The sequence below is a fragment of the Pedobacter sp. V48 genome, assembly GCF_000523515.1.
Classification (GTDB): Bacteria; Bacteroidota; Bacteroidia; order Sphingobacteriales; family Sphingobacteriaceae; genus Pedobacter.
In genome coordinates, this window is sequence record NZ_AWRU01000006.1 from 277,139 (window position 1) to 289,819 (window position 12,681).

14 protein-coding genes and 1 tRNA gene are annotated in these 12,681 nt (G+C 36.9%); 11 read left to right on the top strand and 4 right to left on the bottom strand.

Annotated features, from left to right (window positions below):
• Window positions 1-208: 208 nt before the first annotated feature.
• The 9 genes from N824_RS06475 (at window position 209) to N824_RS06515 (ending at window position 7,997) form a co-directional block, all read left to right on the top strand.
• On the top strand, window positions 209-1,162 hold the full coding sequence (locus tag N824_RS06475) for a glycosyltransferase family 2 protein (RefSeq protein WP_048904322.1): 954 nt from the start codon (window positions 209-211) through the stop codon (window positions 1,160-1,162).
• 3 nt (window positions 1,163-1,165) lie between these two features.
• Window positions 1,166-2,134 (top strand): glycosyltransferase family 2 protein, encoded by a 969-nt coding sequence (locus N824_RS06480; RefSeq protein ID WP_048904323.1) that lies wholly within the window; start codon window positions 1,166-1,168, stop codon window positions 2,132-2,134.
• The gene (locus N824_RS06485; RefSeq protein ID WP_048904324.1) at window positions 2,131-2,919 is read left to right on the top strand and encodes a hypothetical protein; all 789 of its coding nucleotides are present in this window, start codon (window positions 2,131-2,133) and stop codon (window positions 2,917-2,919) included. Before N824_RS06480 ends, N824_RS06485 begins: the two co-directional genes overlap by 4 nt.
• Before the next feature lie 9 nt (window positions 2,920-2,928).
• Window positions 2,929-4,428 carry a GH3 auxin-responsive promoter family protein gene (locus N824_RS06490; protein ID WP_048904325.1) on the top strand — a complete coding sequence of 500 codons (1,500 nt, stop codon included), beginning with the start codon at window positions 2,929-2,931 and terminating at the stop codon, window positions 4,426-4,428.
• A complete protein-coding gene (locus tag N824_RS06495) occupies window positions 4,425-5,576 on the top strand; it encodes a 1-deoxy-D-xylulose-5-phosphate reductoisomerase (RefSeq protein ID WP_048904326.1) in 1,152 nt (383 codons plus the stop codon). Before N824_RS06490 ends, N824_RS06495 begins: the two co-directional genes overlap by 4 nt.
• 39 nt (window positions 5,577-5,615) lie before the next feature.
• Complete coding sequence (gene rseP / locus N824_RS06500) at window positions 5,616-6,947, top strand: RIP metalloprotease RseP (RefSeq protein WP_048904327.1); 1,332 nt, start codon at window positions 5,616-5,618, stop codon at window positions 6,945-6,947.
• 6 nt (window positions 6,948-6,953) lie between these two features.
• Window positions 6,954-7,487, top strand: coding sequence for an iron-sulfur cluster co-chaperone HscB C-terminal domain-containing protein (locus tag N824_RS06505; RefSeq protein WP_048904328.1), 534 nt, complete (start codon window positions 6,954-6,956; stop codon window positions 7,485-7,487).
• Between the two features lie 85 nt (window positions 7,488-7,572).
• Complete coding sequence (locus tag N824_RS06510; RefSeq protein WP_048904329.1) at window positions 7,573-7,872, top strand: DUF3817 domain-containing protein; 300 nt, start codon at window positions 7,573-7,575, stop codon at window positions 7,870-7,872.
• Window positions 7,873-7,917: 45 nt separating this feature from the next.
• Window positions 7,918-7,997, top strand: a tRNA-Leu gene (locus N824_RS06515).
• A gap of 242 nt (window positions 7,998-8,239) precedes the next feature.
• On the opposite strand, the gene N824_RS06520 is transcribed toward N824_RS06515, so the two are convergent.
• The gene (locus N824_RS06520) at window positions 8,240-8,431 is read right to left on the bottom strand and encodes a hypothetical protein (RefSeq protein ID WP_048904330.1); all 192 of its coding nucleotides are present in this window, start codon (window positions 8,429-8,431) and stop codon (window positions 8,240-8,242) included.
• Window positions 8,432-8,600: 169 nt separating this feature from the next.
• On the opposite strand from N824_RS06520, the gene N824_RS06525 reads away from it, so the two are divergent.
• Window positions 8,601-9,350, top strand: coding sequence for a hypothetical protein (locus tag N824_RS06525; protein WP_152542001.1), 750 nt, complete (start codon window positions 8,601-8,603; stop codon window positions 9,348-9,350).
• Window positions 9,351-10,132: 782 nt separating this feature from the next.
• Here the strand turns inward: N824_RS06525 and N824_RS06530 are convergent.
• The 3 genes from N824_RS06530 to tnpB are packed head-to-tail and all read right to left on the bottom strand — an operon-like array spanning window position 10,133 to window position 11,709.
• Entirely contained in the window at window positions 10,133-11,269 is a 1,137-nt protein-coding gene (locus N824_RS06530; RefSeq protein ID WP_048904332.1) for a hypothetical protein, read from the bottom strand.
• A gap of 36 nt (window positions 11,270-11,305) precedes the next feature.
• Window positions 11,306-11,533, bottom strand: a complete 228-nt coding sequence (locus N824_RS06535; protein ID WP_048904333.1) for a hypothetical protein — start codon at window positions 11,531-11,533, stop codon at window positions 11,306-11,308.
• Window positions 11,515-11,709: an IS66 family insertion sequence element accessory protein TnpB gene (tnpB, locus tag N824_RS38245; protein WP_084498212.1), complete on the bottom strand. Its 195-nt coding sequence runs from the start codon at window positions 11,707-11,709 to the stop codon at window positions 11,515-11,517. The genes N824_RS06535 and tnpB overlap by 19 nt, the downstream gene beginning before the upstream one ends.
• Window positions 11,710-11,845: 136 nt before the next feature.
• On the opposite strand from tnpB, the gene N824_RS06540 reads away from it, so the two are divergent.
• Entirely contained in the window at window positions 11,846-12,652 is an 807-nt protein-coding gene (locus N824_RS06540; protein WP_048904334.1) for a helix-turn-helix domain-containing protein, read from the top strand.
• Window positions 12,653-12,681 lie beyond the last annotated feature (29 nt).

Genomic DNA, 12,681 nt, shown 5'->3' on the forward strand with positions numbered 1-12,681 from the left:
ATTTATAATTAAATGGGATTAATTATAGTAATTCTCTAAGTATTTATTGGGAACGGCTAATATTGTTACAGTTTCATTCTAACTGGTGCATTAAGAACATGATGCCTATAAGCGGGCTCAGATGGTGGCTGAACTTATCAATATTGCATATATGCATATTTGTTAAGTTTTAAGTAAGTTTGCACAGTTTTAAGCGTTGTAATCACACATGGATATTTCTGTTGTAATCCCCCTATATAATGAAGAAGAGTCTTTACCTGAATTAACTTCATGGATTGCTAAGGTAATGCAGGAGCATAACTTTAGTTATGAGGTTCTTTTTGTTGACGATGGAAGTACTGATGCCTCCTGGAGCATAATTGAAGATTTAAAGCAACAATACAGTTCAGTAAAAGGAATTAAATTCAGAAGAAACTATGGTAAATCTGCCGCTTTAAATGTTGCTTTTGAGGCGGCACAGGGTGAGGTAATAATTACCATGGATGCTGATCTACAGGATAGCCCGGATGAGATACCCGAGCTTTTCCGTCGGATAAAAGAGGAAAAGTTTGACATTATATCCGGCTGGAAAAAGAAACGTTACGATCCGATTACCAAAACCATACCCACCAAACTGTTTAATGCAGCCACCCGCAAGATGTCAGGCATTCAATTAAATGATTTTAATTGCGGTTTAAAAGCTTACCGTAGTGATGTGGTTAAAACCATTGAAGTTTATGGCGAGATGCACCGTTATATTCCTGTAATTGCAAAATGGGCAGGATTTAAGAATATCGGAGAACAGGTGGTTGAACATAGAGCACGTAAATATGGGGTTACCAAGTTTGGAATGAGCCGTTTTGTTAACGGATTTCTAGATCTCTTGTCTATCTTTTTTGTGGGTAAATTTGGCAAACGTCCAATGCACTTTTTTGGTTCATTAGGGGTGCTGAGTTTTGTATTAGGAACATTTATGGCCTTATGGCTTATTGGCGTTAAGTTATATCATATATCTATGGCCATTCCGTATAAAAGAGATGTAACCGATCAACCATTGTTCTATATTGCCTTGGTGGCCATAATACTTGGTTCTCAATTGTTCTTAACTGGTTTTGTTGCAGAACTGGTTACCAGAAATGCACCAGAGCGTAATCAATATTTAATAGAAAAGGAGATTTTATAGGAAATGTTTTTTTCGATTATAATCCCCCTTTACAATCGCCCACAGGAGATTGATGAATTGCTCACTACGCTTACCAGGCAAACCTATACCCAATTCGAAGTATTGGTAATTGAGGATGGTTCTGTAAACGACGCTAAGGCTATTGTTGATAAATATGCCAACTCACTTGATGTAAAATATTTCTTTAAACCGAACGAGGGGCAAGGATTTTCGCGTAATTATGGGTTTGAAAGAGCCAAAGGCGATTTCTTTGTGATTTTTGATTCCGACTGTCTGATCCCTGAGGATTATCTTGAAATAGTAAAGGATTATCTTTTTGAACATAAGCTGGATGCTTATGGTGGGCCCGATGCTGCACACCAAAGTTTTACTCCGGTACAAAAGGCCATCAGTTATGCCATGACTTCGCCATTTACAACCGGAGGAATAAGAGGCAATAAAAAGCACATCGGACAATTTCATCCCCGTAGTTTTAACATGGGGGTATCCAGAGAAGTATGGGAAAAAGTTGGAGGCTTTATATTAACAAGATTGGGAGAGGATATCGAATATAGTATTCGTATCCACGAGCACGGCTTTAAGATCGGTCTAATTCCGGCAGCCAGAGTTTTTCATAAAAGACGCACAAGCTTTAGCCAGTTCTACAAGCAGCTGCACTTTTTTGGTAGGGCCAGGATAAATATTTATAAACATTTCCCTTCCGAATTAAAATTGGTGCATTTCTTTCCGGCAGCATTTACGTGTGCAGTAATATTTACTGTGCTTATTAATATATTTTATTGGCCTTTAGCATTCATTTGTAACTTTGTAATGCTGATATACTTTATGTTGATATTTTTTCACTCGTGGCAGGTTAATAAGTCATTAAAAGTTGCATTTTTGAGCATTATTGCGGCGTTCATTCAGCTAACAGCCTACGGTTTGGGTTTTATGCAGGATTTTATTAAAAGAGTAGTATTTAAACAACAATGATAGAATTTTTAAAGGAGAGTACATTTGCTGTAAATGAGGTGATTAGCAAGGCCTGGACAGTAACCAAAAGGAATTACTTTTCTATTGCCACACTGTGCTTTTTGATGTTTATTACTTCCAATGCTTCGGGCTTAATGGCATTCTTTTTAAAGGATGTGAGTAAGGGATTGAGCATATTGATGGCTTTCATCTTTGTGATGTTCTATTTTACAATCAATCTATCACTGTTTAAGTATATTTTTCATTTACTGGACGATGAAGAGCATGATGTAAGTATTGTAAGTACCATTCCTACCAGGAAACAAATTATCAGATTCCTGGTGGCAACGCTTTACTTTATGCTTTGTATTGTGGGTGTGTATTCGATAGTCATATTAATCGCTTTTCCTTTTATATACACAGGCATAAAAATGGAAGTTATAACCAATGTGGCCATTTCTGTTGGTGTAATTGCAATATTCATTACATGGATCCGTATTTCTTTCTTCCCGTTTTTTATAATCGATAAAGATTTGCCTCCATTTCTATCTATAAAGCTTAGCTTAGCCACTACAAAAGGCAACTTTACAAAGATTTTTCTGCTTTTGTTGGTGCTATTAAGTTTTCACCTGCTTTATTTGTTTTTTAGTTACATACACTGGCCGGTGTTCTCATTCTTTATAAATATTTTAAGCTCCTTTATTATTGTTCCGCTATCAAGTGTGGCTTTAACTATTGCTTATCGTAAAATGATGAGTGAATACAAGGGAGATGCTGAGCCTGATATTATACATAACATAGTTTAAACAGAACTTATGGGATTAAAAGCGGCATTAAGTAAACCGTTTGCAGCCTTTATTGTAAAAGGCATCAATAAATGGAAAAAAAATGCAGTTGGAGCACAGAAGGAAACTTTAAGCCAACTCATTGATGCTGCAAAAAGTACGGCTTTCGGTAAGGATCATGGTTTTGCCGCTGTAAAAACATATGAAGACTTTAAAAAGGCGGTGCCTGTTAGGGATTACGAAGAGTTAAGACCTTATATTGAAAGGGTTGTTGCAGGTGAACCTGATGTAATGTGGAAAGGTAAACCACTTTATTTTGCTAAAACATCTGGCACCACATCGGGCGTTAAATACATTCCACTTTCTAAAGAATCGGTTCCCGAGCATGTTAAAGCTGCCCGTAATGCTTTACTTACTTATATTCACGAAACCGGTAATACCGCATTTGTTAATGGTAAGATGATCTTTTTGCAGGGAAGCCCTGTGCTGAGTAAAAAAAATGGAATTAATGTAGGTAGGTTATCAGGCATTGTAGCCCATCTTGTTCCAGGTTATTTACAGAGAAACCGCCTGCCTTCTTATGCCACAAATTGTATTGAAGATTGGGAGCAAAAGGTTGATGCAATAGTAGAAGAAACCATTAACGAAGATATGACCCTAATTTCGGGCATACCCCCATGGGTACAAATGTATTTTGACAGGCTTGCACAGAAATCCGGAGGCAAAAAGATTAAGGATATTTTTAAAAACTTTAGCCTGTTTGTATATGGTGGGGTTAATTACGAACCTTATCGGGCTAAAATTGAGGAAAGCATAGGCAAGAAAATAGATACAATTGAAACTTATCCTGCCTCAGAGGGATTTATCGCTTATCAGGATAGTCAGCAGGATAAAAGTCTGTTGCTGCTGGCAAATGCAGGCATATTTTATGAATTTATTCCTGCAGATGAGTATTATAATGATAACCCTTTGAGAGTAAGTCTGGAAGATGTGGAGCTGGAAAAGAATTACGCTCTGATACTCAATACAAATGCCGGGTTATGGGGTTATAGCATTGGAGATACGATTAAGTTTGTATCTAAAAACCCATATAAAATATTGGTGACAGGACGTATAAAGCATTTTATTTCGGCCTTCGGAGAACATGTAATTGGTGAAGAGGTAGAACACGCTTTACTTACAGTAGCTAACCAGGAAGGTATTGGTATCACCGAATTTACTGTAGCCCCTCAGGTAGAAACAAAACAAGGCGAATTGCCTTACCATGAGTGGTTTGTGGAGTTTTCTAATCCTCCTAAAGATATTGAAGCTTTCAGTAAAAAAGTAGATGAAGCCCTACAAAAGAAGAATATTTACTATTTTGACCTCATTGAGGGGAAAATACTGCAACCACTGATCATTCGTTCTTTGCAGAAAGATGCCTTTGTGAATTTTATGCGTAGCCAGGGTAAGCTTGGCGGACAGAATAAGGTTCCAAGACTATCGAACGACAGGAAGATTGCTGATAATTTAAGTAGTTTTATAAATTGAAAAACATATCCATTTTAGGCGCAACCGGTTCAATAGGAACACAGGCCTTAGAAGTTATTGAGGCAAATCCGGAGTTGTATAAGGTTACAGCGCTTACAGCACAATCAAATGCTGATTTATTGATTGCCCAGGCATTAAAGTTTAAACCCTTGATGGTTGTTATTGGCGATGAGCATAAATATCAATCCGTAAAAGCGGCTTTATCAGCAACAGGTATCAAGGTTTTGGCAGGTGAAGCAGCGTTGTGTGAAGCAGCTAGTTTAGCAGAGACGGATTTAGTACTTACTGCAATAGTAGGTTCTGTTGGTTTAAAACCAACTATTGCTGCTATTGAAGCTAAAAAAGATATTGGCCTGGCTAATAAAGAAACGTTGGTAGTTGCCGGTGATTTGATAACTAGTTTAGCAAAGCAACATGGGGTAAAAATTATACCTGTAGATTCTGAGCATTCTGCAATTTTCCAGTGCCTGGTAGGTGAGGCAGTTGATACAATTGAAAAGATCTATTTAACTGCATCAGGTGGGCCATTTAGAGGGAAGGAGCGTGCTTTTTTAGCCAATGTTACCAAAGCCGAGGCCCTTAAACACCCCAACTGGGTAATGGGTGCTAAGATCACTATTGATTCGGCATCTTTAATGAATAAAGGCCTCGAAGTTATTGAAGCAAGATGGCTGTTTGATTTGAATGTAGATCAGATTGATGTGATTGTACATCCTCAATCTATCGTACATTCGCTGGTGCAGTTTAATGACGGTTCTATGAAGGCCCAGATGGGGCTTCCTGATATGAAATTACCAATTCATTATGCTTTTGCCTACCCTGGAAGAATAAGCAGCAATTTTAAACGTTTCAACTTTATGGATTATCCGGAGCTTACGTTCTCAAAGGCTGATAGAAGTACCTTTAGAAATCTTGACCTCGCATTTGAGGCTTTACGCAGAGCAGGAAATATGCCTTGCATCATTAATGCTGCCAATGAAGTGGTGGTAAATGCCTTTTTACAAAATCAGATTGGTTTCCTGGAAATGAGCGATATAATAGAACAATGTATGTCTGATATCAGCTTTATAGCTACACCAACTCTTAATAATTATTTAGAAACCGACCAGCATACACGTATATTTGCGGGCGAGCTGGTAACAAAATAAGTTTTTTACAGTCAAATTTAGAAACATTTAAAATCATATATGAGCGGATTGATTATGGCGGCCCAGTTACTTCTGGGATTATCGATATTAGTTATTTTACACGAATTAGGACATTTTCTTGCGGCACGTGCTTTTGGGATTAAGGTAGAGAAGTTTTACCTGTTTTTTGATGCCTGGGGTGTTAAGTTGTTTAGTTTTAAGAAGGGGGATTGTGAGTACGGTATTGGTTGGTTACCATTAGGTGGTTATGTTAAAATAGCAGGTATGATAGATGAATCTATGGATACCGAACAAATGAATCAGCCGGCACAGCCATGGGAATTTAGATCTAAACCAGCCTGGCAACGTTTAATAGTAATGCTTGGTGGTGTTATTGTTAATATAGTTGTTGGTATCCTGATTTTCTGGATGCTTACCTTTAAATACGGTGAAACATTTATTCCAAACAGTTCTGTACAGAATGGCATTAATCCGGGAAGTATCGGTAAAGAAATCGGACTTCAAAAAGGAGATAAGGTAATTGCTATTAATGGAAACAAGGTGATTCGTTTTGATGAGTTGATCAGTTCAAAAGTTTTGCTGGGGAACACAAATTTAACGGTTATCCGTGGAGACAGAACCTTAGATATTAAGGTGCCTGAGAATATCTTAAATAAGGTTTCTGATTTAACGATCGAAGCGTTTATTAGCAGAATACCGCTTTTAAGCACCAGGATAGACAGTATTGTTACAGGAAAGGCTGCAGAGAAAGCAGGCTTAAAAAAAGGCGATAAAATTACTTCTGTAAACGGCATACCTATGAAGTATGATGTTGATTTCAGATCTCTTGTTCCAAAATATAAAGGTAAAACGATAGATGTAGGCATCAGTAGAGGTGCAGAGAAGCTGTCTGTTAAAGTTCCTATAGATACCAGCGGTACTGTAGGTATTGGATTTACGTCAAGTGAAATTAAACAAGAAACCATTAATTATGGCCTTTTTGCTTCACTTCCAGTTGGTGCAAACCAGGCCTGGAAAGTTTTTAGTGACAACGGTAAAGGAATTTGGAAAGTGCTTACTGGTAAAATTCAGGCAAACAAAGCATTTTCTGGCCCTGTAGAGATCGCACGCAAAGTTTATGGCGGAGAGTGGGTTTGGGCCAGATTCTGGGCTTCAACTGGCTTTATTTCGATCGCTTTGGCATTTATGAACCTGTTGCCTATACCTGCTTTGGATGGGGGACATGTTGTATTCCTGATTGTAGAGATGATCAAAGGAAAACCTCTTGGTGACAAGTTCATGGAGCGTGCCCAGATAGTTGGTTTTGTTCTGTTGCTATCATTGATGGTTTTTGTGCTCGGCAACGACATATTTAAGGCCATAATGCATTAAGCCCTTATGACAGACTATTTTGCATTTTATGGCTTACCAGTAAGCTTTAATCCTGATGTGGCCCTTGTAAAGCAAAAGTTTTATGAGTTTAGCAAAAAGTATCATCCTGATTTTTATATTAACGAAAGCGATGAGAAACAGGCTGAAGTATTGGAATTAAGTACGGTAAATAATAAAGCATATCAGATTCTAAGTGATCCACAGAAGCGATTACATTATGTTCTGGAATTAAAAGGCTTGTTAAAGGAAGGTGAGAACTATGTTCTGCCCCAAAGTTTTTTAATGGAGATGATGGATATCAATGAGGCACTGATGGATCTGCAATTTGATCCTGACCCTGTGAAGCTGGCAAGTCTAAAGGACGATGTTAATGGAGTAGAGAAGGGATTGTCGAATGAAATTTTATCACTTACAACTTCTTTTGAAGGTGAGACTTCAGTGGAGCAGTATAAAACACTTGTTGCAATAAAGGACTTGTATTATCGTACTAAGTATTTGTTAAGACTTAGAGAAAGTATTGCTAAAGCTGCCAATTTGTAGGGCCGGCTGTTAAATCATTGTAAAAAAGTAAAATGCTACTTTTTTACAATGATTGTTTGGATACCTTTGCCGCAAATCCATATATATGAACACATTATCCATTTTTAGAAAAGTCGCCGTTGCTGAGGGAATTTCTTACATTTTGCTGGTATTTATTGCTATGCCCCTAAAGTATTGGGCCGATATGCCTTTGGCTGTGAAATACACAGGTTGGGCTCATGGCCTTTTATTCGTGCTGTACATTGTTTTTTTAATTATGGCATGGCAAGAGTATAAATGGAGCTTTAAAAAGGTGGTACTCATAGGGTTTGCATCATTAGTGCCATTTGCCCCTTTTTGGGTAGATAAAAAACTTAAAGAAGATAATTTAAATAAGTCTTGGTAATTAGTTATTCAATTAATACATTTGCATCCCGCTGAATAAGCAAATGCCCAGCTGGCGGAATTGGTAGACGCGCTGGTCTCAAACACCTGTGGGAAACCGTGCCGGTTCGACTCCGGCGCTGGGTACAGAGAGTAAAATTCAAAGCCTTAACGTATTGATTGTTAAGGCTTTACTCTTTTAAGAATATCTTTGAACCGTTACAAAATCAATAATAATAGCTGTTCCTAATTTTACCAAAACGTTGACAATCAGTAGTTTATTGAAATAGGAGTTGTTAGAAATTTTAATCTGAAAATTATGTAGGGTATTGATTTTCTTACGGTTGAAACTATACCTGTTCCAACTACTTAAGTCTTAATTTTTTCTTTTAGTTTTTGGGAGATGAACTCGATCTAGATGACGTATCATAGCTACGTTCAATTTCTTCGACACGTGCCATTTCACTGACTGCAATCTGAGCAATTATATTAGCGATCAGGGTCAAAGCCGGCTTCTCTTCTTCAGAAATTTCACCTTTCACTTTTTGGTCTGCTATTCTTTTAGCTCTTCTCTTTGCCATCAGTACAACTTCAAATACAAAAACTAATATGCAGTTTGTTTATMTMCTTTGTGCTCAGTGAACGTTAAATAACTACATTAATATCTGCTTGTTAGATTTATTTTAAACTTTCGTCTATATTTGAGTTAGTGGCAATGCAGGGCGCAAACAGACCTGATGCATAAGCGAAATGAAAAGAATAAAAAAATCATTTCTTTTTCTAGGTAGCCTTATAATGTACTATGGCTGTAATCCATCTTGGGATGTTACCTTATATTCACAAAAAATCAGAGGAAGTAATAAAATTATATATCAATATGATGCATGGGGAGGCAGAGATTCTCATCAATCGGGCTTTGCAATTCTGGACTCTGCAGAAGAATTCAATATGTCCAAAATCACTTCTTTACCCGGCTCCTATTTTGCAGAAACACCAAGAAAAGGTTATATAAAATTAATCCTAGTCAACAATGGTGAAAATCCAACTACCGCAAAAGATACTATTCTAAACCCAGTCAAACATTATTTCAAAAACATCCAAGGGATAAAATTTGAGATTACCGAATATAATGATACCTATGGTAGTAGTCCTATGAATACGGGACTAATGGAATATGAATTCGGAGCGATAAAAGAAACAAATGACGGCTTAACATTTGAAAATGTAGTTCATAAGTCCGGCGGCATAGAATGGCCCTCAAAAGTGTCTTTTCCAAAAGGTAATATAACTGTATTTGAGGATACAACAGGGAGGGTCCATCATATAATTATAGAAAAATTCATAAGAATGAAAGGAGAAATCTACAAACCAACAAAACCTTTAGAAATAGTTCCGGATCAAGCAATTATTGGATTTGCGACTTTCTATTTCATTCCGAAAAAACTATTGAAATCAAGCACATTAACAAACGAAGGCATTTTCAAGCAACTAAGAAAATAACTGCCACTGACAGGGGTTTTACAAAATTGGCGGGATAATTTAACGTCAACCCGGATATGATTTACAGTTATTCCATATGACATTTACCAACTTTTTGGTTGAAAATTGGTGTGTTGAAGGCTTTACCATGTTGCCCGACTATTTAAAATTCATTGCTATTTTATGAATCCTTTCATCTTTAAATCTTGAATTATTGGCTCAATAAGCCGTAAATAACTCTCTAAATGTTGAAAGTATTCCTGCTGAACGGTACATACCGGGATCGAATACTTCGATTCCGGTTTTTTTATATCTTTCTAACGCTAAATATTCTTCAAACTGTGTTCAAAGTATTTCTGCTGAACCTCATTTTCTTTGAGTGTTATGAGCGGGCTTGCTTTGAATCACATCGCCAAATTCTTTTGTAAGAAACCTATTCAGTTAGTTCACAGCTTTTACTAGTCAATTCAATACATTTGTCGAGATGTTTTCTTCGAAATATTTCCTCCCTAAGAGGTCGATGAGTCTTTTCAAATAAGTTTCGTTCAAAAATACGTTAGACCAATTGTCGTMYMRWYRWMAYTRWAMMCCCARANAAAAAAAAATAAAGACTTACGCCGAGTATTGGTAATATTCTCCTCTCTTCATTAGTAATTTTAGTCACGGAATGACAACCCTCAAAAGTGTTTTACTTTCAAATCACGCTGGATAATATCTTTTTCAGTGCTATGCAGTTGTAAATATAGTAGGTAATCATACAAGTAAGCCGTCTGTGCTATAAAACAGCCGGCTCTTGATCATATTTAATAGTCTTTTTTGCCTCTTTTTGGGGTTTTAGTTATGTTTGGAATGAAAACCAAATAGTCGTAACCTTTTATAATTCTTTCCAGCTCCAAATTCACTACTTTAAGCTTCTTTTTAGAGATTGCTTGTTTCAAGGGTCTTAAATCATAGACATACCAATTGTCATCTTTTACGACGGTTAAGAAAGATTTATATTGATCTAAATCAGCCAATGCTTCACCTTCTTCCTTTCCGATGAGCATAATGTGTAATGACTTCCGGTAATTTGCCTCTTCAATGTTGGAAATCAGGTTGCCAATATCGAAAACTTCCATTAAACTCTCTCCTTTAGGCAGGTGATTAGCACCAAATTTGAAAAGGTTCTTCTTGTCTTTCCATTCAGGTAGTTTTTCAAGAACTAGGTGCTTCATGTATTGAACTCTTAAAGGATGAATTCGACTTAAATATAGCTCCCTGCTTAATTTTAGTGCTTCAAGTTGCTCTTTCTCGTTGGCTGATAAATTCAGAGCGCTCAATGCGTTCATTTTTGCCAGACAATCATCAGAGAACAAATAGAATGTGGTGTTATTTTTTGTGTCATAAGCAGCGGAATTAGCGATCATCTGCTTATAAATTTCTTTTGCTTTAGCATTTTTGGATTGTTTCCTCAATTCCGAAAGCAGTAATCGGTCGGAAAATAAACTAATTTGATCAGCTCCATATAGTTTGATATTCTGCTGAAGTATGTTTTTGAATAAATCAAACTCAGCTTCACCTTGTAAAAAAGATAAAGCTGAACCTGATTCATTACGGAATTTGTCCAGTTCAGCAGGGGATAAGGATTTAATTTTTGTTGATATTGTGTTGATTGTATATGGATCAATTTCCAGAATATAGTTGTCGAACTTAATGTTATTAATAATCGCATTTGTGAAGTAAGGGACTTCATTGGTGAAATGTAGCTCGCCCAATAACACAGAATTGTTTTTGCTGATTTCATCCTGTAGGGTAATCCATCCTTTCCCTTCGAAAGTGTTGTTATTGTTTTTTTTAAAGGTGGAGTAGTTTTTTTGAATTAAACTATCCATCAGAGTGGTTTGTGCGTAACTGAAATTGGCAATAAACAGAGTTAGAATTAGTAGTCTGGTTTTCTTCATTTATTTTTTTTAGAAAGATACAATAAATTGAATTTATCACCCTGATGATTCAATAATATACCTCCAGGTATTCCTTTCCGAGACGACAACCTCAGAAGTAAACCGCTTGCGCTGGCAGATTTCCATTAACTTGTTGTTATCATGTGGCGCAACTCCTTTGTTTGTATCTAGCTGTTCTTCGCTGGCTATTCTTTCTACAGTTTTTTGAACACTCATTTTAACATGAATACCTTCTACCATTAGTGTCAGATAGCTCCATAACATTTCCTTTCCCTTGCCTTTTGGAGCAAGAAAGTCTCTTGTTCCAGCCGCTTATAATAGCGTAAAAAGCCAACTTCTTCCCAGTGTAGTAGTTTGATTTGGGTACGACTGTGGCTCAAAAAACAAATACTTCGCCGCTGGCGGGAATGAGTCGCATACCTGAACTCATGAATCCACACAGCCCGTTAAAGCTTTTTCGTATTTAGAAGCCATTGATTTTTTCTATACTATGTACTGCCAGTTATAAATAGTTTGGTTCAATCATGTTATCTTTACAAAAGAGATGGAATAAACTTATTGTGTAGATTAAGTTAAATGCAGTTTGAACCTAGTAAAAAGCTAGTGCCATTTATTAGGCATTATTTATTATTACATGCCAATGAGATGGCCGAGATGACATATCGTTTGTTTTCTGATGGGCAACCAGGTATAGTCGTTCCGCTGACTAAAAATATGCTGATCAGCACGAGTGATTATCCATTTGGAGAACAATTGCCATCGATGTTTATTTATGGCCAAATGTCTGCCTATAGAGATCTTAAAATTCAGGGTCAAATGGCTTTATTGGTTGTTGTATTACGCCCATTTGCACTTAATTTATTATTTGGGATGTCTGCTGATGAGCTAAATGATGGGATATTTCTTCCCACTGATCTTATCGGAGCTGAGGCGATTCCGTTTGAACGAAAGGTGGCTAAAAGTAAAAGTCTTCATGAGGTGATTAACACCGTCGAAAGCTTTCTCCTTGAGCGTTTCCAAAAGAGCAGCGGTTTGAATCATGATCTGCTTTTTAGTCTTGAACTCATCGACAAACATGAGGGGCTTATTAGAATGGAAAACTTGCTGAAAGAACTGCAAGTGAGTGAGCGGCAGCTGGAAAGACTCTATCGCAGGCAGATTGGTGTTTCACCAAAAAAGTTCATGAATGTAATCCGGTTCCAGCACTTTTTAAAGGTTTTCAGAGATCTTTCTGCAGAGAGCAAACTGACTAGGGCGGTTTATCAAGCTGGTTATTATGATCAATCTCATCTCAACAATTATTTCAAGACAATGACGGGTATTACACCGCTGGAATACAGGTTAAATGTAAATAAGCTTGCAATTAATTTTATGCGGTTTTAGGGCTGATCTTTATTTCCATCAATATAGTT